The organism is Achromobacter sp. JD-1, from assembly GCF_038594925.1.
GTDB classification, from domain to species: Bacteria; Pseudomonadota; Gammaproteobacteria; order Burkholderiales; family Burkholderiaceae_B; genus Achromobacter; species Achromobacter spanius_C.
Map to the genome: position 1 here is coordinate 135490 of NZ_JBCGCS010000001.1, position 20163 is coordinate 155652.

Annotated in this window: 19 protein-coding genes; 5 read left to right on the plus strand and 14 right to left on the minus strand. The window is 65.9% G+C overall.

Annotation, left to right across the window (positions count from 1 at the left end; translation table 11 throughout):
- The first annotated feature begins 179 nt into the window (after positions 1–179).
- The 4 genes from WBR68_RS00560 to WBR68_RS00575 all read left to right on the plus strand — a co-directional run bounded on the left by WBR68_RS00560 (position 180) and on the right by WBR68_RS00575 (position 2900).
- Complete coding sequence (locus tag WBR68_RS00560) at positions 180–965, plus strand: IclR family transcriptional regulator (RefSeq protein ID WP_083447507.1); 786 nt, start codon at positions 180–182, stop codon at positions 963–965.
- A gap of 22 nt (positions 966–987) precedes the next feature.
- A complete protein-coding gene (locus tag WBR68_RS00565; RefSeq protein WP_050448944.1) occupies positions 988–1635 on the plus strand; it encodes a bifunctional 4-hydroxy-2-oxoglutarate aldolase/2-dehydro-3-deoxy-phosphogluconate aldolase in 648 nt (215 codons plus the stop codon).
- On the plus strand, positions 1628–2584 hold the full coding sequence (locus WBR68_RS00570; protein WP_230605805.1) for a sugar kinase: 957 nt from the start codon (positions 1628–1630) through the stop codon (positions 2582–2584). The genes WBR68_RS00565 and WBR68_RS00570 overlap by 8 nt, the downstream gene beginning before the upstream one ends.
- Before the next feature lie 187 nt (positions 2585–2771).
- Positions 2772–2900, plus strand: a complete 129-nt coding sequence (locus tag WBR68_RS00575) for a hypothetical protein (protein WP_006226408.1) — start codon at positions 2772–2774, stop codon at positions 2898–2900.
- Between the two features lie 84 nt (positions 2901–2984).
- On the opposite strand, the gene WBR68_RS00580 is transcribed toward WBR68_RS00575, so the two are convergent.
- Positions 2985–3947, minus strand: a complete 963-nt coding sequence (locus WBR68_RS00580) for a LysR family transcriptional regulator (RefSeq protein WP_230605807.1) — start codon at positions 3945–3947, stop codon at positions 2985–2987.
- A 224-nt stretch (positions 3948–4171) separates the two neighbouring features.
- Between WBR68_RS00580 and WBR68_RS00585 the strand changes: the two genes are divergently transcribed.
- The gene (locus WBR68_RS00585) at positions 4172–5107 is read left to right on the plus strand and encodes a glycosyltransferase family 2 protein (RefSeq protein ID WP_050448941.1); all 936 of its coding nucleotides are present in this window, start codon (positions 4172–4174) and stop codon (positions 5105–5107) included.
- On the opposite strand, the gene WBR68_RS00590 is transcribed toward WBR68_RS00585, so the two are convergent.
- The 13 genes from WBR68_RS00590 to WBR68_RS00650 form a co-directional block, all read right to left on the minus strand.
- Positions 5104–5880: an ABC transporter ATP-binding protein gene (locus WBR68_RS00590; RefSeq protein ID WP_050448940.1), complete on the minus strand. Its 777-nt coding sequence runs from the start codon at positions 5878–5880 to the stop codon at positions 5104–5106. The two genes, WBR68_RS00585 and WBR68_RS00590, sit on opposite strands and share 4 nt — an antisense overlap.
- Positions 5880–7673, minus strand: coding sequence for a branched-chain amino acid ABC transporter ATP-binding protein/permease (locus tag WBR68_RS00595; protein ID WP_230605809.1), 1794 nt, complete (start codon positions 7671–7673; stop codon positions 5880–5882). Before WBR68_RS00595 ends, WBR68_RS00590 begins: the two co-directional genes overlap by 1 nt.
- Positions 7670–8710 carry a branched-chain amino acid ABC transporter permease gene (locus tag WBR68_RS00600; protein ID WP_230605811.1) on the minus strand — a complete coding sequence of 347 codons (1041 nt, stop codon included), beginning with the start codon at positions 8708–8710 and terminating at the stop codon, positions 7670–7672. The genes WBR68_RS00595 and WBR68_RS00600 overlap by 4 nt, the downstream gene beginning before the upstream one ends.
- 18 nt (positions 8711–8728) lie before the next feature.
- The gene (locus WBR68_RS00605) at positions 8729–9880 is read right to left on the minus strand and encodes an ABC transporter substrate-binding protein (RefSeq protein WP_230605815.1); all 1152 of its coding nucleotides are present in this window, start codon (positions 9878–9880) and stop codon (positions 8729–8731) included.
- A gap of 184 nt (positions 9881–10064) precedes the next feature.
- Positions 10065–10793 (minus strand): SDR family NAD(P)-dependent oxidoreductase, encoded by a 729-nt coding sequence (locus tag WBR68_RS00610; protein WP_050448936.1) that lies wholly within the window; start codon positions 10791–10793, stop codon positions 10065–10067.
- A gap of 35 nt (positions 10794–10828) precedes the next feature.
- Positions 10829–11614 carry a cyclase family protein gene (locus tag WBR68_RS00615; RefSeq protein WP_100852969.1) on the minus strand — a complete coding sequence of 262 codons (786 nt, stop codon included), beginning with the start codon at positions 11612–11614 and terminating at the stop codon, positions 10829–10831.
- A 92-nt stretch (positions 11615–11706) separates the two neighbouring features.
- Entirely contained in the window at positions 11707–12948 is a 1242-nt protein-coding gene (locus WBR68_RS00620) for an SDR family NAD(P)-dependent oxidoreductase (protein WP_230605818.1), read from the minus strand.
- Positions 12945–14114 carry a thiolase family protein gene (locus tag WBR68_RS00625; protein ID WP_230605821.1) on the minus strand — a complete coding sequence of 390 codons (1170 nt, stop codon included), beginning with the start codon at positions 14112–14114 and terminating at the stop codon, positions 12945–12947. The genes WBR68_RS00620 and WBR68_RS00625 overlap by 4 nt, the downstream gene beginning before the upstream one ends.
- Positions 14111–15745 (minus strand): AMP-binding protein, encoded by a 1635-nt coding sequence (locus WBR68_RS00630; protein WP_230605823.1) that lies wholly within the window; start codon positions 15743–15745, stop codon positions 14111–14113. The genes WBR68_RS00625 and WBR68_RS00630 overlap by 4 nt, the downstream gene beginning before the upstream one ends.
- Positions 15746–15754: 9 nt before the next feature.
- Entirely contained in the window at positions 15755–16246 is a 492-nt protein-coding gene (locus tag WBR68_RS00635; RefSeq protein ID WP_050448931.1) for an aromatic-ring-hydroxylating dioxygenase subunit beta, read from the minus strand.
- Positions 16243–17562: an aromatic ring-hydroxylating dioxygenase subunit alpha gene (locus tag WBR68_RS00640; protein ID WP_230693353.1), complete on the minus strand. Its 1320-nt coding sequence runs from the start codon at positions 17560–17562 to the stop codon at positions 16243–16245. Before WBR68_RS00640 ends, WBR68_RS00635 begins: the two co-directional genes overlap by 4 nt.
- Before the next feature lie 31 nt (positions 17563–17593).
- Positions 17594–18571 (minus strand): PDR/VanB family oxidoreductase, encoded by a 978-nt coding sequence (locus tag WBR68_RS00645; protein ID WP_230693354.1) that lies wholly within the window; start codon positions 18569–18571, stop codon positions 17594–17596.
- Between the two features lie 42 nt (positions 18572–18613).
- Positions 18614–20158 carry an indolepyruvate oxidoreductase subunit beta family protein gene (locus WBR68_RS00650; RefSeq protein WP_230693355.1) on the minus strand — a complete coding sequence of 515 codons (1545 nt, stop codon included), beginning with the start codon at positions 20156–20158 and terminating at the stop codon, positions 18614–18616.
- Between the last annotated feature and the right edge of the window lie 5 nt (positions 20159–20163).

Here is a 20163-nt window from a genome sequence, read left to right on the forward strand (position 1 = left end):
GGAATAATTGCCTATATTGTGAGGCGCTTGTCCATATTGTGGACAAAACTAGGCGGTGTAGCTGTACAAATAAACAGTATCGCAGATTCGTCTGATATTCGTGCTGTTTGCCTTGCGAATTCTGCGGATTCATCAGCGCAGGCGTTGCTGATGGCGCATTGCCACATTTGGGGACGAACTTGTTGGAAACCAAGGTCGCGGGCGCCGCGGCGTTTGCGAAATTCATGGCGGTGCTGCAAGCCGTGGCCGATGCGCCCGAGCCTCCCACCGCCGCCACGCTGGCTCGCACCTGCGGCTATCCGCGTCCCACCGTCTATCGCATCGTGGCCGCCCTGGCCGAGCAGGGCATGGTGGCGGAATCGGGCGGGGCCTATCGCCTGGGCACGCGTCTGATGTCGCTGGCCAGCCGCGCGTGGTCACAGTTCGACCTGCGAGCCGCCTTGGCGCCCGACTTGCAGGCGCTGCGCGACGCTACCGGCGAAACCGTCCATCTGGCCGTGCCGGCGGGCCAGGAAATGATCTATATCGACAAGCTGGAAAGCCCCGGCCCGGTGCGTATGGTGTCGCGCGTGGGCTCGTCGGTGGCCCTGCATTCCAGCGCGGTCGGCAAGGCGTATCTGGCGGCGCTGGATGAGGCCACCCGTGAACGCCTGCTGCGCGGCCTGCCGTTGCCGGCGCGCATGCCCGGCACCGTCACCAGCCTGCCGGCCTTGCGTGCCGTGCTGGACGAAGCCCGCGGCCGTGGCTATGCCATGGACGACCAGGAAAATGAACCCGGTATCGTTTGCTATGGCGTGGCGCTGTGTGACGCGGCCGGCCGGCCCGTGGCAGGCGTCAGCGTCAGCACGCTGCTGTTCCGGCGGCAGCCCGAGCCGCAATCCGCCTATATCGATCCCTTGCTGCGGCTGCGCGATGCCGCCGTGGCCAAACTTGCCGTCTTGCCGGTGTCAGCCGGCGGCGCCTGACCGTCAGCCCCAGAGGAATTCCATGAACGCATCCGCTCCCCTCGCATCCAAGCTTTCCGCCCTGCTGGCGGCCCGGGTCGTGCCCGTGCTGCGCTATACCGATGCTGCCACCGCCGCCTATGCCGCCGAAGTGGCCGTGGCGGCGGGGTGCACCACCTTGGAACTCACCTGGACGATACCCGGCGTGACCGACCTGGTGCGCGCGCTGCGCGACAAGCACGGCTCCAGCCTGCTGCTGGGCGTGGGCACGGTGTTGGACGAAAACCAGGCGCGCGAAGCGCTGGTGGCGGGCGCCGACTTCCTGGTGTCGCCCGCCTTGGCCACCGACATCGTCGACCTGGCGCACGCCGCCGACGCCCTGTGCCTGCTGGGCGCCTTCACCCCCACCGAAGTGCTGGCGGCTCGCCGCGCGGGCGTGGACGTGGTGAAGGTATTCCCGGCCGACACCGGCGGCCCCAAGCATCTGGCCGCGCTGAAGTCGGTTTACCCCGACACCATCTTCTGCCCCACGGGCGGCATCACGCAGGACAACATGGGCACGTATTTCGCGGCCGGCGCCGGGCTGGTGGGCATCGGCAGCAATCTGTATGACAAGGCCGCGTTCGCCGCGCGCGACACCGCCGCCCTGGTGGCGCAAATCACTCGCACCCGAGAGGCCGCCCATGGCTGACTTCGACTTCGACATCGTCGCGCTGGGCGAGCCCCTGGTTGAACTGAACCAGACCCAGAAGGCAGACCAGACCCACAAGGGCCAACAGCAATACCTGCAAGGCTTTGGCGGCGATACGTCCAACGCCGTCATTGCGGCGGCCCGCCAGGGCGCGCGCTGCGCCTACCTGACGCGAGTCGGCAGCGACGCCTTCGGCGCGCAATTCCTGGACCTGTGGAAAACCGAAGGGGTGGACACCTCGGGCGTGCAAAGCGATGACGACGCTCATACCGGCCTGTATTTCGTGCAGCACGGACCGGACGGCCACGCCTTCAGCTATCTGCGCCGGGGTTCGGCCGCCAGCCTGATGACGCCGGCCTTGCTGGACAGCGGGTTGATCGAGCGCAGCCGCTTCCTGCACGTGTCGGGTATCAGCCTGGCGATCAGCACCAGCGCCTGCGACACGGTATTCGCGGCCATCGAACGCGCCCATGCCGCGCAAACGCAGGTCAGCCTGGATTCGAACCTGCGGCTGCGTTTGTGGCCGGTTGATCGCGCCCGCGCCATCCTGCGCGAAACCATGCGCCAGGCCGATCTGTTCCTGCCCAGCATGGACGACATGCAGCACCTGACCGGCAACAACGACCCTGAACGCACGCTGGACTGGATCCGCGACGGCGGCGCAACCGGCGTGGTGGTGTTGAAGCTGGGTAAGGACGGTTCCATCATCGACGACGGCAAGACGCGCACGCCGGTGGCTGCCCTGCGCGTGGACGCGGTGGACGCCACCGGGGCGGGCGACTGCTTCGCGGGCAGCCTGCTGGCAAGGCGCTGCCAGGGCGATAGCTGGGAAGACGCGGTGCGCTACGCCAACGTCGCGGCGGCGTTGTCCACGCTGGGCTATGGCGCGGTCGACCCGTTGCCCCGGGCGGAACAGGTGTGGGAGCGGTTGAAATCGCCAGGCGGCTGAACACCGTCCGGCAGGAAGAAGCGGTATCGGGGACAGGTTCAGTTCCGACCCTGATCGTCCCTTTTCCCTGCCATTGGCGCGGCCTTTGAATTTCAGGCTAAAATGCCAAGTTATCCGAATTTTTTCCGCCAGCCAGATTTCCGGTTGTGCGGTGACTTTTTTCCGCAAAATCAACAGGAGAATCAACATGGCTGAACGCAAACGCGTGCGTCGTAACACCCTGGAACGCCGTTGCCTGGGCAAGGCCTTCAAGCGCTTGTTCGTCAAGTCGCCCAAGGGTGTTTTCAAGATGCTGGAAAAGATCAAGCGCGTCTAATCAACGCTCTTGGTTTTGAAAAATCCCCGCAGGGCTCGCGCCTTGCGGGGATTTTTCTTTGTGGAAACGCTGCGGCGTTTCGCGTCAACCGCCCGCCGGCCCCAGTTTCGGGGTGATGAAATCCATGAACGCGCGCGTCTTCGCGGGTTGGATGCTTGACGGGAACACCACGTAGATAGAGATGGGGTCCACGGACCAGCCCGGCAGCACCCGCTTGAGCGAGTTGCGTTTGATGATCGGGTCCAGCGCCTGGCAATGCGGCATGCGCGTAATGGCCAGGTCCAGCCCGGCCAGCATGCCGGCGATGCTCATGTTGTTGGCCGCCAGGTGGCCGCTGACCGGCACCACTTCGCTGACCGCGCCGTTGTGCAGCGTCCAGTTCGAATGGGCGTCGTCGATGGTGGTGCGCAGGCACTGGTGTTGCGTCAGTTCGCCGGGTGTCTTGGGTTCGCCGTGGCGTTCCAGGTAGCGGTCGGACGCATACAGGTAGTTGTCCAGCGACACCAGTTCCTGCACCACGGCGCCGGTCGGACGCCCGGAGGCGCCATTGCCATTGCCCGTGTCGATCGCGCCCGTGGAAAAATCCGAGTCCCGGCCAAAGCGCAGCACCACGTCAAACGGTGTGCCTTGCGCGTCGGACGCGGTCATCATGCTCAGATCGAATTCGCATTCCACGTCCGGGTAGCGGTCGGTGAAGTCCTTGATGGTTTCGGGCAGCAGCCAGATCGCCAGGCTGAAAGGCATGGACACGCGCAGGTTGCCCGACGGGCCGCCCGACAGTGACAGCAGTTGTTCGTGCGCCAGCCGCGCCTCGTCAATCAGCCCTTGGCAGCGGCGCATATAGGCCGCGCCCGCCTCGGTCAGGTCCAGCCGGCGCGTGTTGCGGTTGATCAGCCGCAGGCCGATGGCGCGTTCCAGTTCGCTGATGCGCCGCGACAGCGTGGACGTGGGCATATCCAGCGCGCGCGCCGCCAGGCTGAAGCTCTTGCGCTTGGCCACCTCTACGAACAAGGCGATGTCATTGAGCTGGACGGTCGAAGCTTCCATAGGCATTCCGGTTTTTGGCCGCACGAGTTTACGCCACTCCCGTCGGTGCCCTCATTCAAAAAAAACGTGATTGCCGCCCAAAAAATCCACGGGTTGACAGATTTGATTGCAAATTTGCATGCCGTGGCATCGGTTAGGCTGGGCATATCCCCTACACTTCAGGCGAAAAGAAGCAGACCAAGACCGCAGCGGTGGCATGAAGATCGCAAAGGGGCACAGCAGGCATGACCGATACACCAACGTTTTTCACCGTTCTGACGCCCACCTACAACCGGGCGGGCACGCTGCACCGGGTGTATGAATCGCTTTCCCGCCAGACATTCAGGGACTTCGAATGGGTGGTGGTGGATGACGGTTCCACCGACAACACGCACGAGTCGATTCTGGCCTGGCAGGCGCGCGCGGATTTTCCCATCCGCTATATCTGGCAGAACAACCAGCACAAGAAAACCGCCTTCAATCGGGGCGTGCGTGAAGCGCAAGGCCAGATGATCGTGGCGCTGGACAGCGATGACGAAATGCCGCCCGATGCGCTGGCCATCTTCAAAGAAGCGTGGGACGCCATCCCGCCCGCGCGCCGCGAGTCCTACGTGGCGATCACGGGCCTGTGCGCGCGTCCCGATGGCAGCATCGTGGGGGATCGTTATCCGCAGGACGTATTCGACAGCACGGCGGTGGATGTGTATTTCCGGTATCGCATCAAAGGCGAAAAATTCGGCTGTATGCGTACCGACGTCCTGCGCAAATACCCCTTTCCCGAAGACGTCGCGGGGTTCGTGCCAGAAAGCCTGGTGTGGTGGGCGGTGGCGCGCGCGGGCTATCTCAGCCGCTTCATCAACCGCGTGGTGCGCACGTATCACGACACGCCGGGCGGCCTGTCACAAGGCGCCGTCTCGGTGGGCAGCAACGCACAGGGCCTGTATCTGCTGGCCTGGGACATGCTGCAGCACCACCTGGAATTCTTCCGCTACCGGCCGCGCGAATTCATCATGGCGGCCGCGCGATACACGCGCTTTCGCCTGCACCTGAAGCACTCCGGCGTGCCCACGGCGGTGGGCGCGTACCGGCTGACCAACCCCATGGCGACGTTCATGGTGGCGGCGATGTGGCCCTTGGGCTATGCGCTGTACCGCCGCGACCGACGCCGCGGCGTGGCTTAGGGCGCAGTGGTCGCAGCGGGTGCGGTGGGTACGGCAGGCGCAGGCGCGCCATGTCCCAGGCCCAGGTACACCTCGACCACGCGCGGGTCCACCGCCACCTCGGCGGCGGGGCCCTCCAGCGTGACGGCGCCCGTTTCCAGCACATAGGCGTAGTCGGCCACTTGCAGCGCCGCGCGCGCGTTCTGCTCGATCAGCAAAATCGAAACGCCCATCTCGCGCAGCCGCGCAACGATGTGGAACACTTCGCGCACAATGCGCGGCGCCAGCCCCAGGCTGGGCTCGTCCAGCATCAGCAACCGGGGTTTGGCCATCAGCGCGCGGCCCACCGCCAGCATCTGGCGTTCGCCGCCCGACAAGGTGCCGGCCAATTGCGCATGCCGCTCTTGCAGGCGCGGAAATAGTTCGTAGACTTCCGCCAGCGTCTTGTCCTGGTCGCGCACCCCGCTGCGAAAGCGGTGAAAGCCGCCCAGCATCAGGTTGTCTTCCACCGTCATTTCGGCGAACAGCTCGCGCTTTTCGGGCACCAGGTTCATGCCGGCCGCCACCATTTCCTCGATCTCGGCATGTTCTTGCGGTTTGCCGCCGAAGACGATGCGGCCGGTGGACGGCAACACGCCCATGATGGCCGACAGCAAAGTGGTCTTGCCCGCGCCATTGGGGCCGATCACGGTCACGATCTGGCCTTCGCCCACCGTCAGGCTGACGCCCGATATGGCTTCCACCTTGTCGTAGGCCACGCGCAGGTCGCGCACTTCCAGCAGATTCGCGCTCATCATTCCACTCCGCCCAGATAGGCTTCAAGCACCGCGGGGTTGTGCTGGATCTCGGCAGGCAGGCCCTCGGCGATCTTCTCGCCAAAGTCCATCACCACCACCCGGTCCACCAGGCCCATCACGAAGTCCATGTCGTGTTCAACCAGCAAGATGGCCATGCCCTCCGCGCGCAGCTTCTTCAGCAAGTCGGCCAGCTCACATTTTTCTTGATAGCGCAGCCCGGCCGCGGGTTCGTCCAGCAGCAGAATGCAGGGGTCCGACGCCAGCGCGCGCGCAATTTCCAGAATGCGCTGTTGGCCCAGCGCCAGCGAGCCGGCTTCGTCGTGCAGATGCTTGCCCAGCCCCACCCGCTCAACCTGGCGCGCGGCTTCGGCCAACAGGCGCGCCTCTTCCGCCCGGTCCAGGCGCCAGGCGGCCGGCAGCACGCCGCGATGACCGCGCAGGTGCGCGCCGATGGCCACGTTTTCCAGCACGCTCATGCGGCCCAGCAAGCGCACGTGCTGGAAGGTGCGGGACAGGCCCAGCCGTGCGATCTTGCGCGCGCCCGCGCCAGCCACGGACTGGCCCAGCAGCGTCACTTGCCCCGACGTGGGCGTGTCCACCCCCGAGATCTGGTTGAACATGGTGCTCTTGCCCGCGCCATTCGGGCCGATCAGCGCCAGGATTTCGCCTGCGCGTATCTCCAGGTTCATGGCGTTGTTGGCGACCAGGCCGCCAAACTTGCGCGTCACGTCCACCGCCTTCAACACCACCTCGCCGCGCGCCGGCATGGGTTTGCGCGGCAGCGGTTCGGCATCCATGTCCAGGCGGCGCACGGGCTTCTTCACGCGGATCCAGCGCGTCAACAGCGGCCACAAGCCGGTGCGGGCGCGGTGGAGCAGCAGCACCATGCCGAAGCCGAATACGATGACTTCAAAATTGCCCGTCTGGCCCAGCAGTTTGGGCAGCCAGTCTTGCAGCCATTGCTTGGCCACCGTGAACACGCCCGCGCCGACCAGCGCGCCCCAGACCTGGCCCGCGCCGCCGATGACGGTCATGAACAGGTATTCGATACCCATCTGCAAGCCGAAAGGGTTGGGGTTCACGAAGCGCTGCATGTGGGCGTACAGCCAGCCCGATGCGCAGGCCTGCAAGGCCGCGATGATGAAGATCACCATGCGCGAACGCGCCGTGTCCACGCCCATGGATTCCGCCATCACGCGCCCACCCTTGAGCGCGCGGATGGCGCGGCCTTCGCGCGAATCCAGCAGGTTCTGCGTGGACCAGACCGCCACCAACAGGAACGCCCAGATCAGGTAATAGATGTTGCCGCCGTCATGCAGCGACCAGCCGAACAGGCTGATGGCGGGAATGTCGGGAATGCCGGTGTGGCCGCCCAGCCCTTCGACGGAGCCGAAAGCGAAGTACAGCGACAAGCCCCAGGCAATCGTGCCCAGCGGCAGGAAATGGCCGGACAGCTTGAGCGTGATCGCGCCCAGCAAATAGGCGATGACCAGCGTCAACACCAGCCCGGCCAGCAAGGTCAGCCAGGGCGAGGCGCCCAGCCATGCCAGCCACGACGGCAGGGAGTCGGCGCGCGTGGTCAACAGCGCCGTGGTGTAGGCGCCCACGCCCACGAAGGCGGCCTGGCCGAAGCTCGTCAAGCCGCCCACGCCGGTCAGCAGCACCAGGCCCAGCGCCACCAGCGCGTACAGCCCGATGTAGTTCAGCAAGGTCACATAGAACGGCGGCAGGGCCAACGGCCCCAGCGCCAGCAGCGCCAGGAACACGAAGGGGATCATGCGGGGATTCATTCGTCTTCTTCCTCGACGTGGTGGCTTTTCAACGAGCGCCAGAGCAGCACGGGAATGATCAGCGTGAAGACGATGATTTCCTTGTAGGCGCTGGCCCAGAACGACGAGAACGCTTCGATCAGGCCGACCAGCACCGCGCCGGCCGCGGCCAGCGGGTAGCTGACCAGGCCGCCGATGATGGCGCCCACGAAGCCCTTCAGGCTGACCATGAAGCCGGAATCGAAATACATGGTGGTGATGGGGGCGATCAGGATGCCCGACACCGTGCCGATCAGCGCGGCCAGAAAGAACGTGGCGCGGCCCGCGAAGATGGGCGAAATGCCCATCAGCCGCGCGCCCAGCCGGTTGAATGCCGCCGCCCGCAAGGCCTTGCCGTACATCGACCGTTCAAAGAACTGGTACAGCACGACGATCAGCAGGGCCGACACCGCCACCACCCAGAGCGCCTGGCTGTTGACGTTGATGGGTCCCAGCGCCAGGCTGGCGTCGGAGAACGGCGCGGTGCGCGCGCCCTCGGCGCCGAAGGCCAAGAGCCCCAGGCCCACCAGCGCCAGGTGCACGGCAATGGACACGATCAGCAGCACCAGCGTCGAGGCCGATGCGATCGGCTGGTAGAACAGCCGGTACAGCTGCGGCCCCATCGGCACCACCAGCAACAGCGTCAGCAGGGCCTGCACGGCCATCGGCAATTGCGCCAGCGGCAGTCGGTACAACAAGGCCGCCAGGATCAGCGGGTAGATCGCCTTGGCCGCGATGCGCCAAAGCCCACGGGACCGGCCCGGGCGCTTGGCCCGGGCCATGAGGTCGGCCACGGCTTCGGCCAGCGCAAACGCCAGCAGCAACCAGACCAGCAGCACGGGCTTGCCGGCCTGGATGGCCGCCATGGTCAGCGCGCCGAAGGCGACGAACTCGCCCTGGGGGATGAACAGCACGCGGGTAACGGTGAAGACCAGCAGGATCGACAACGCCAACAACGCATAGATCGCGCCGTTGGTGATGCCGTCCTGCCCGAGTATCAAGGCGATCTGAGCATTCATGCGAAAAGGTCCAAGCCGTTACTTCACCAGCGTCCAGTTGCCGTCTTTGACGGTGATGAGCTCGCGGCCGCGGTCATCGAAACCGCTATGGTCGGCGGCGCTCATGTTGTAGACGCCCTGCGTGCCCACCAGCTCCTTGGTTTGTTCCAGCGCGTCGCGCAAGGCGCCGCGGAATTCCTTGGTGCCCGGCTTGCCGGCTTTTTCCGCGATGGGCACGGCCTTTTCCAGCAGCAGGCCGGCGTCATAGACGTTGGCACCGAAGGTGGCGGGCTTGGAGCCGTTCAGCTTTTCGTACGCGGCGATGTAGTCGGTGGCGACTTTCTTCGACGGGTTGCTGTCGGGCATTTCCGGCAGCACCAGCATCAGGCTGGCGGCCAGCACCGTGCCTTCGACCTTCTTGCCGCCCAGCTTCAGGAAGTCGGGCAAGGCCGCGCCGTGGGTCTGGTAGAACTTGCCCTTGTAGCCCTGATCGAACAGCGTGGTTTGCGGCAGCACGCTGGCGGCGCCGGGGGCGGCCACCAGCACGGCGTCGGGCTTGGCGGCCAGGATCTTCAGCGCCTGGCCGGTTACCGAGCTGTCAAAGCGCAGATAGCGTTCGTTGGCGGTGATCTTGATGCCCTTGGCGGCGGCCAGGCCCGAGAAAACCTTGTACCAGTTCTCGCCGTAGGGGTCGTTCAAGCCGATGAAGCCCACCGTCTTGATGCCGGTCTTGGCCATGTGGTCGACCAGCGCGCGGGCGATGATGTCGTCGTTCTGCGTGGTCTTGAATACCCACTTCTTCTGTTCGTTCATGGGCAGCACCACGGCCGCCGTGCCCACCGGCGCCAGCATCGGCACGCCGGCTTCGGCGGCGAACTGGATCACGCCCATGGCGTTGGGCGAACCCGACGGGCCGATCAGTGCGTCCACGTTCTGTTCCGAAATCAGCTTCTTGAATGCCGTGACCGAGTTGGTGGAATCGCTGGCGTCGTCCAGCGAGATGTATTCCACCGTCAGGTCGCCAATTTTCTTGGGCAGGAGCGGCACGGTGTTCTTCTGCGGAATCCCGACCAGGGCGGTCGGGCCAGTGGAAGACGTGACGACGCCGACCTTCATTTGCGCCAACGCGGGCAGGGCGAACAGGGCGGCAACGGCGGCGGCCGTGACCAGGGGGAGTTTCTTCGACAGCATGGCAAAACCTCCGGATAGGGAGCAGAGTGGGGGTGCAGCTGAAAAGCGGAGAAAACAGAAACAGCGGGAACGCGGGAATTACTTGTTGCTTAAAATTTCTAACCTGCAAGGATCAGCACTGTAGACGGGCTCTGGGTGCTTACCTATCCGTCAAAACCCGAAGCAAGCATTGCGCGCAGCCCGCTCAGATGGTGATGGAGCTGACGCTGGCGCCACCACAGACGAACAGCGTCTGGCCGGTAACGAAGCTGTTGGCCGGGTCGGCAAAGAACATCACGGCGCGCGCCACGTCGTCGGATCGGCCCAGGCGCTTGACCGGAATGCCGTTGGCCAACTGCTTTTCGCGTTCGCTGCCGGGTTCGATCACTTCGTAGAACATGTCCGTCTGGATGGGGCCGGGCGCCACCACGTTGACCGTGATGCCGTAAGGGGCAAGTTCCAGCGACCAGGTGCGCGCCATGCCGACCATGCCGGCCTTGGTGGCCGAATAGGCGGTGCGGGTAGGCAGGCCCAGCGCGCCGCGCGACGACATCATCACAATGCGGCCGAAATGGCGTTCCTGCATGCCGGGCAGCGCCGCCTGCACCAGGCTGATCGCCGCGCCCAGGTGAATCTGGGTCAGGCCGTGCAGTTCTTCCTGCGTGACTTGCGGCAGCAGATTCGGCCAGATCACGCCCGCGTTGTGGATAACGTGGCTGATGGGGAATTTGGCGGCCGCTTCCTGGCCCGCTTGCGCGGTGGCCTCGGCGTCCAGCAGGTCCACCTGCATGTTGTGCAGGCGCGGGTGGCTGAAGTCGGCGGCGCGGCGCGCCATCGAAATCACTTCATAGCCGGCATCCAGCATGCTGCGGCAGATCTCGGCGCCAATGCCGGCGCTGCCGCCGGTGACCAGCGCTACGTGTGGTTGAGTCATGCGTGTCCTTGGTTACGTTGCCGTCTTCGTCAGGCTCAGGCTTTCGGCGCCAGCGCCAGCACGCGCAGCGGGCTGCCCGAGCCGCTGCGGATCTTCAGCGGGGCCGAGAAAATCACCGCGCCGGTGGGCGGCAACTGGTCCAGGTTGGTCAGGCATTGCAGGCCATAGCGGTTGTTGCCGTGCATGTAGTAGTGGCAGGGGTAGGGCGGGTTCAGGTGATGGGCCTGGCCGGCGTCGGTGCCCACGGACTCCGTGCCGAAGCCGTGCACGTCGCGCTCCTTGATCAGCCAGGGCACCACGTCCGCGTCCGGCCCCGGCGAATGCGCGCCGTCTTCCTGCATGTTCAGGTATTCAACCGGCTTGGCGCGCTTGGACCAGTCGGTGCGCATCAGCACCCACGAACGCGCGGGGATGCGGCCATGCTTCTCTTCCCAGGCCTTGACGAAGTCGATGGTCAGGAGAAAGTCGGGGTTGTCGCGGGCCTCGGCGGAACAGTCGATGACGCAGGCGCTGGCAATGAAGGCGTCGATGGGTATGGTGTCGACGGTGTTGTCAGGCTGGTCCTTGCCGCTGACCCAGTGGGCGGGCGCGTCGAAGTGGGTACCCGTGTGTTCGGAACACGAGAAGTTGTTCCAGTACCAGGCGGGGCCGCGCTCGTCATAGCGCGAGATTTCTTCCATGCGGAAGGGCCAGGCCTGGCCGAACTCCGGCGGCAGCACGATGGTGGGGAATTCCGGCGTCAGCGTCTCGGTCAAGTCCACCAGGCCGATGCGGCCGGTGACGAGTTCCGTCATGAATTGGGCAAGAATGTTCTGGCTCATGCTGCGGCTCCTGGGTGTGGGCGCGTCGCTTGCGCGATGCGCCGGAGGGAATCTGGGGCGTTGTCTTGGGGGCAGTGGCGTGGTGGGCGCGGTCAGGCGCCCAGCTCGCGTTCCAGCCCCTTCGGGTTGTCGGCTAGGCGTGCACGGAATTCTTGCGCCACGTCACCCACGTACACGTCTTCCACGCCGTCCTTCAGCGCCCGCACGATGGCGGAGGCGATGGCGGCGGGGGCAACGCGCGGCGGCGGCGTGCGCTGTTCCCATTCGTGGTCGACGGGACCGGGGAACACATTCACCACCCGTACGCCCGCGCCGCGCATTTCGGCGCGCAGGCATTGGGCCAGCGACAGCGCGGCGGCCTTGGAAGCCGACCACATGCCGCGCGACGGCAGGTTCATGTGCGCGTAGATGGACAGCACGTTGACCCAGGCGGTGGCGTTGTTCACGCCGTCGGCGGCGCGGCCGCACAGGGCGGGGCCGAAGCTTTGCGCCAGGCGCATCAGGCCCAGCACGTTCACGTCCATGGCGTCGCGCGCGGTGTTCACGTCCTTGCGGTAAAGCAGGCCGCCTTCGCGTTCCAGGTCGGCCGTGTTCACCAGGATTTCGACCTTGCCGCCGATGGAGGCGGCCAGCCGGTCCACGGAATCGGAGTCCGTCACGTCCAGGGCAACCGACTGCACGCGCGGGTCGGCAACCAGCGCGTCAAAGGCGGCGTTGCGCTTCCAGGACTGCGCGTCGCCCAGGAATATCGTGGGGCAGCCCGCGTCCAGCAAGGCCCGCGCCACGGCCTGGCCCACGGCGGTCTTGCCGTCGGTGACCAGCGCGCGGCGGAATTTCGGGTCGCACGAGGTTTCGCGCAGGGTCTTGTCGTCTTCCATGTTGGGCGTGTTCCTTTCAGGCAGGGCGATCATCACGGCTTGGCCGCTGCGGTCCAGTTTCAGGGCCAGCCGTACGCGCGCCCCGTCGGCGCAATCCTGGTGCACGTGGGCGACCACGGACGGGCCTGCGTCCATCACCACCGTGCCGACGCGCCAGGGCAGGCGTTCGCGGAAATACAGGTCGTTGCTGTGATGCAAGGTGGTGCTGACCAGCAGCACGCCGTTGGGGTCGGCAGGGCGCCAGGGCAGGTGTTCGGACAGGCAGTGGCCGCACACTTCGCGCGGCGGATATTGCACCGCGCCGCAATCGGCGCAGGTTTGCAAATCAAAGCGGCCTTCGGCGGCAGCGGCCGTCAGCCCCAGGGCCGTGCGGCTGCGCGAGCCGGGCGGCAAGGTGGGCTGGCGGGTGCGCGCAACCGGATTCTTCCGGGGCGGCTTGGCTAGCGGCTCGGTCATGCGTCGCTCCTTGCCAGAATGGCCGCGGCGGTGCACAGCCCACGGTCGTAATTGATCATGCCGAAACCGCTGACCATGCCGATGCGGGCATCCGGAACTTGCGTGCCGCCCGCCGTGCCGGTCAATTGGCGCAGCGCCTCGACCATGCCCAGGTAGCCGCCGGCGGCGCCCGCCTGGCCCACCGACAATTGGCCGCCGTTGGTGTTGAAGGGAAAGCTGCCATCCACGGTGAACGTGTGGTCGCGGACGAAGGCGGGTGCGGCGCCTTTTTCGCAAAAGCCCAGGTCTTCAATCTGCATCAGGTTGATGACGGGGTAGTCGTCATAGGCTTGCAGGAAGTCCATGTCGGCCGGCGTGGCCTTGGCCTGGCCGTAGAGTTCATCCACGTCCATTGTCCAGCCGCCGCGCGTCTGGATCGGGTCGTCGATCCAGGCGTTGTGGCGTTCGATGGTGGACAGGATGCGGGCGTGGGGCAGGTTCAAGGCGCGGGCCTGCTCCTCGCGCATCACCAGGAAGGCATCCGCGCCCGCGCAGGGCATCACGCAGTCGAACAGATGGATGGGGTCGGTGATGACGCGCGCGTCCAGGTATTGCTGCAACGTCAGCGGCTTTTTCATCAGCGCGTGCGGGTAGCGCAGCGCGTTGTCGCGTTGGGCTACGCACAGCTTGCCGAAGTCTTCGCGCGTGGCGCCGGTGGCGCGCATGTAGTGCGCGGTCAGCAGCGCGAAGCTGGCGTTGGGGCCGCCCGCGCCATAGGGGTAGACGGCGTCTTGTGCAAAGCGCGAGAACTGGCTGACGGTGTTGCGAAACGAGTCCACATGATTGGTGTCGCCCGCGATGCAGGCCACGATGTTGGCGTCGCCCGCCTGCACGGCGCGGGCCGCGCGGCGCAAGGCCGCCACGCCGCTGGCGCCGCCCATGGGGATGTGGTCCAGCCAGCGCGGGCTCATGCCCAGGTGCTGAACCAGGCCCACGGCGGTGTCGGGCGCCAGCGTGAAGCTGGACACGCACAGGCTGTCGACATCGGTTTTGGCCACGCCGGATTGCCGGATCAACGCGCCCAGCGCGCGGCCCAGCCACCAGTGCGCGGCATGGGTGGAATAGCGCTCGTACGGAATGGTGACGGGCAGGGCCGCCACGATGCCGTCGTATCCCAGTCGGCTCATCGGGTAGGCTCCTGGCGCTTTTTCATGGCGTTGGTGTCGATGCAGCGCGCCGTGCCGGGCAAGGTCGGCGCCAACGCCTTCATTTCGCCGCGTTGGATTTTGTTGGTGGTGGTCAGCGGCAGGCTGTCCACAAAGGCCACATAGCCGGGCGCCTTGTAATAGGCCAGTTGTTGCAGGCACCACTGCACGATGCCGCGCGCGGCCTCGGTCATGGCGGCGTCATCGGCGGGCAGGGTTTCGGGCACGACGCAGGCCAGCACTTCGTCGCCACGCACCGGGTCGGGCACGGCGGCCACGGCCACGGCCTTGACCAGCGGATGCTGCATCAGCACGCTTTCCACTTCCACGGCCGAGATGTTTTCGCCGCTGCGGCGGATCACGTTTTTCTTGCGGTCCACAAAGCGCAGCGCGCCGTCGGCTTCGCGGCGCACGATGTCGCCCGTGTGAAACCAGCCGTCCTGCCAGGCCTCATCGGTGGCGGCTTCGTCTTTCAGATAGCCGGCGAAGAAACCGTAGCGCGGGTCCTCACCCGCGTGGCGCACCAGCAGTTCGCCGGGTTCGCCCACGGTGGCGGGCTGGCCGGCGTCGGTCACGATGCGGACCTGCACATCGTCTTCCTCGCGGCCAAAGCTGCTGGTGCCGATGTGGCGGGGTTCCTGGTTGGCGATGATGACGGCGCCCGCGCCGGTTTCGGTCATGGCCCAGGCTTCCAGCAAGGGGAAGCCGAAGCGCGCTTCAAAAGGCGCGTGCAAGGTGCGGTCCACGCCGGCGCCAAAGCCGAAACGGATGGCGGGCTGCAAGTCGCTGTCGGACGGCGCGGCCTTCATCAAGATGGCGGGCATCACGCCCAGGTAATGCAGCACGGTGGCGCCGGAGTTGCGCACGCTGTCCCACCAGGTCTTGGGATGGAAGCGGTCCAGCGGAATCAGGCAGCCGCCCGTCAGCACCATGGCCATGGCCGAATACGCCATGGCGTTCATGTGTACCAGCGGCAGCGGGGTCAGCATGCGTTCCTGACCGGGGCGCAGCGCGGCCAGCCCGCCGATGCGCGAATACCAGCCGCCCGCGTGCAGGAAATAGCGGTTGGGCAGGATGCAGCCCTTGGGTCGGCCCGTGGTGCCGGAGGTGTACAGCAGCGCGCATTCCGTCAGTTCGCTGGGCGGGGTGTCCGCCAGCGGCGCGGCGAATGGCGCTGACGGGGGCGCGTCGTCCGGGCTCATCACACGCAAGGGGCGGCCGGCGCGCTCGGCGGCGGCCATCAGGTCGGCGTGGCGCTGGGGCAGGGCGACGGCCAGGGCGATCTCGGAGTGGCCCGTCAGGTATTCGAGTTCGGCCGCGCGCAGGTCCGGGTTGATCGGCACGACCGACACGCCCAGCGCGTTCAACGCGAACCAGTGCAGGAAGAAGGCGGGGCGGTTTTCCAGCAGCAGGCCCACGCGGTGGCCGTGGCCGTAGCCCGCTGCCGCGTAGGCGGCGCGCAGCGTGTCAATGGCGTCGGCCGCGCGGCCATACGACAGTTCGCCAGCGGCTATGCCATAAACATCGGCCGTTTCCGGCAGGATGCACAAGAAGGGCTGGGCGCCATAACGGGCGGCGGTGTCGCTGAAAGCCTGATGGACGGTGGTGTTCACACGCCGCTCCTACATGAACAATTGGATGTTGCCGAAGGCGGCATCGCAGTTGACCAGGTCAACGCGCTTCAAGCGGATGCGCAGCGCGCCGTCCTGTTCCACCAGGTGGTGCGTGGCCCAGCCGGCGAACAGCGTCTGCGTGTCCTGCCGGGTTTCAACATAGTGAAAGGCGGTGCGCACCACGTGACGGCCTTCGGCGGGCGCGGCGTCAGGGTGGTCGTGCTCCACCGTGGGGGCTTGCAGCAAATGATGGCAGCGGCTTTTTGGCTGCTGCGAAAACGTGCGCTGGCCGGCCAGGCGTTCCACGCGCACGCGCAGCAACAGCTTGTCTTCGTACATCAGGGATGCATGCAGCTTCGGGTCCGTCTGGCCGTGCGCCAGTGGCATCCAGTAGTAGCCGTCTTCGGTGTACAGGTTCAGCCAGTCCTCAAAGCGCAGCTCGTCCAAGAGGCGCGCTTCGGCGTAGACAAAATCGATCAACTCGCGGTCGCTTGCGCTCATACCGACTCCGGTCCGGTCATGTAGCGGCCCCATGCGCGGTATTGGTTGCGCATCTGCCATTCGTTGGTGCCGTTGGTGGTGACGTTTTTCTGGCCGGCCTCATCGGGCGTGAACAGCCTGCCCACATTGACCCAGTCACGCGCGCGCGAATTCAAGCCGTCTTGCGCGCGTTCGTACATTTCCAGGTCGTCATGGCCGACGACGGACGTGGGCGCGTTGATCAGCCGGTTGTACATCAGCGTGCGTTCCAGCAGCAGGTCGGGTGCGCCGACCAGGCGGAACGTCCAGGACTCGACCAGCGTGCGGTCGGCGGCGATGGGCTTGAAGATGCGCAGCGTCTGGATCGGGCCTTTCACCATGATGTTGGGGAAGTACACGGTGTTGTGGCGCACGTCGCCCAAAATTTGCTTGGCGCGTTCCTCGCCGTAGGCGGCAACCATCGAATCCCAATAGCCCGGCACGCCGGAATACGAGGCATGGATGGAGTCCGACACGCCGGTATGGCCGTGGCCGTTTTCCCAGACGCGGATGCCCATGTTCTCGAAGAACTCATAGGGCGAGATAAAGGGCGCGAACAATTCCACCGCCATGGGCTTGGGCGTGCCTTCGGGCGCTTGCTCCCACACCTTTACCGCCGTGCCCGCCGACGATTCATGCGCCACCATCGGGTGGCAGGTGTCGGTCTGGTTGTCGACCAGCATCTTCCAGTTGCAGCGGTGCATGTAGCGCAACACGCCACCGGCCACTTCCAGGCGGCCTTCCGGCGAGCGGTCCACCATGTTGTCCAGCGTGGACAGCGATTCGCCAAAGAAGTCCTCGAACGACTGGCCTTCCGGGTTCAGTCGGCAGAACACGAAGCCGCGATGGTTCTTCACATCCTTGACGGCGGCCATGCCCTGGCTGGCTTCGCAGTTTTCCAGTCCGGTGTTCTCGTAGCCCTTTTTCAACGGTATCGACAGTAGGCTGCCGTCGGTCTTGAACGTCCAGGCGTGATAGGGGCAGCGAAAGAACTTGCCGGTGTTGCCGCAGGCCTCGCCCGCCACCATCGTGCCCTTGTGCGGGCAGCGGTTGTGCAGCACGCGCACGCTCTTGTCGCTGTGGCGCACCATCACCACGGGCTGGTTGCCGATGGTGGTGGTGATGTAGTCGCCGTTGTTCGGCACCTGGCTGTCGTGGCCGACGTAGACCCAGGTGTTGGCGTACAGGCGCTCCATTTCCAGGTCGAACAGTTCCTGGTCGATGAACAGGTCCTTGTGCACTTCCGTGTCGCGCAGCAGGGCGCGGATGGCGTCGGGGTTGTCGCGGTATTTGGCCATGGTCGCTTCCTTGTCGTCGGGGCCGGCGGCCTTACAGGTCCAGCACCAGGCGCTGCGATTTCGCGCGCGAGATGCAGATCTGGATGATCTTGCCGCTGGCCTTCTCGGTGTCCGAGAGGTAGTAGTCGCGATGGTCAGGCTCGCCTTCCAGCACGGTTGCCTGACAGACGCCGCATTCACCGCGCTTGCAGTCGTACATCGGGTCGCAGCCTTCTTCTTCCATGACGTCGACGATGGTCTTGTCGGCGGGGATGGTCAGCGTGCGGCCGGACTGGCGCAGTTCGACTTCAAAGGCTTGGTCGCCGGCTTGCGCGGCGGCGGTGACGAAGAGTTCGAAGTGGATGTGGGCATCCGGCCAATGGCGGGCCTTGGCGCCGGCGATGACGGCGTCGATCAGGCCCTTGGGGCCGCATACGTACAGGTGCTGGCGGGGGTTGGAGGCGGCCAGCAACGCTTGCAGGTCGAAGCGGCAGGCGGGGTCGTCGTCCGCGTGCACGGTCAGGCTGCTGCCTGCCAGTGCTTCCAGTTCGGGCAGGAAGGCCAGTTGATCCTTGCTGCGGCCACAGTAGTGCAGATGAAAGTCGCGGCCGGCGGCTTTCAGCGCGGCGGCCATGGAGGCCACCGGCGTGATGCCGATGCCGCCCGCGATCAGCACCACGGGTTCGTCGCCTGCCGGCGATTCATGCAGCGGGAAATCGTTCTTGGGGCCTTCGACGCCAAGCGTGTCGCCTTCGGCCAGCGCGTGCATGTGGCGCGATCCGCCCTGGCTGGTTTCCTCCAGCCGCACACCCAAGCGGTATTCCGTGGGCTGCGCGAACTGGCCGGCGTCGGGCGTCAGTTGCACCAGCGAATAGCAGCGCGGTTCGCGCAGGCCGGGCACGGTGACTTTCAAATGCGCGCCGGGGCCGAAGGCGGGCAGCGGCCCGGCGTCTTCGCGCGCCAAGCGGAAGGATCGAATCAGCGGCGACTCTTGCCGGACTTCGCGGATGATGAGTTTCAGTGTCTGCACGGCGTTTGTCTCTATCGGTATTCCGGTATTCGGGTCTTTGGATCAGGCCGCCAGCTTTTCAGCCATCTGACGTTCCATGGGGGCGCAGCTTTCGTTGGCCAGCGCGGTCTCGCGCAAGGCGCGCAACGAGGCGGCGGCGTCAGGCCGGCCCACCAGTTGTTCAGCCGCCGCAAGCAGTTGGCGGTACTTGCCGCCACCGCGCACATGCGTGTCGCTATAGCCCTTGACCAGGCGGCGGCAGTTCACGGTTTCAACCGCCAGCGCGTAGTCCCGTGGCGCGAGTCGGGTGATCAGGTCCAGCCATTGCCGCAAGCCTTCGGATTCAATCTGATGGCGCAGCGTGCGGCGGCGAAAGCGGCGCATGCCGGCCAGCGAATACAGCATTAGGAAACCGCTCAGCGTGCCGCTTTGCATCAGCCGGCCCTTGCCCAGCCGGCGTTCCACAAAGCCGCCGAAGGCCTTGGAACTTTCCAGCCAGCGGCCCAGGCCCGTGGGCATCGTGCCGCAGATTTCTTCCAGGCGTGGGTGCATGTAGTCGGTGGTCATGACCAGTTGGTCGGCGCGCGCGCCCACTTCGCGACGCACTCGTTCAAAGCGCGTGCCGCGCGTTTTCAGATCGGCCACGCGGATCACGTCGTCATAGGCCATGGCGGTGGCGACGTAGCGCGCGGCGGCACAGGTCAGCGCCCATTGCTCTGCGTCGCCGCCGTGTTGGGCATCCAGGTCGCGCAACGCCTTCATGTGGCGCAGGTAGTCAGCGGCGTAAGCGGCGTCCTGGAATTCAAGCTGGCGGCGCACGCCGGCCGTCAGCATGGGCTGCGCACAGGCGGGGAAGTCGCGCTTGATGGTGTCCAGCAGCGCTTGCGTCTTCGGGCTGGCGGCGCGTTCGGGCACGTCGGCCACGGGCCGCGTCAGGTCAATGGCGGCGGGTCGGGCGGGCGCCTGATGCGCCGCGTCGAAACCCAGCGCGAAGGCGCGCAGGCTGGCGTCCACGCCCAGGCCGGCGCGGCGCACGGTCGCTTCGAAATCTTCGCGCGTGAAGGGCAGGGCGCCGCTGCCGGCCACCGCGCCGAACAGGCTGGCGCTGATGACGCTGCCGGCGCGGTCTGCCAGGTCTTGCAAGTCAAAGCACAGGAAGCGCTTGGCGGCGGCGCGGCCGGCTTCCAGCACTTTGTTGGGGTCGGCAATGCCGTTGCCGGGCACGGACTTTTCGCTGACGGCGTAGCTGCGATGTGATGACGACAGCAACACCGTGCGTTCCGGTGTGACCAGGCCGCGCTGGATGGCGCGGCCGCCTTCCATCAATTCGGCGGCCACGACCAGGTCCACGTCGCCGGGCGTGGGCATCAAGGCCAACGCGGGCGCGCGTCCGGCGCGCGCCACGTCGGCTTCGGGCAGCAGTTCCAGGTAGTAGATGGTGGCGCCGGTGCGCTGCGCCACGCCGGGCACGGAAGTCGTCTGCGCCCACCAGCCGGCGTGCTCGGCCATGTCGACGATCCAGTCGGCCAGCACGCCACCGCCCTGGCCGCCCATGGCCAGGATGGCGATCTTGATCGGGTTGCCTTGCTGCATTGCCACCGGGTTCATGAAGG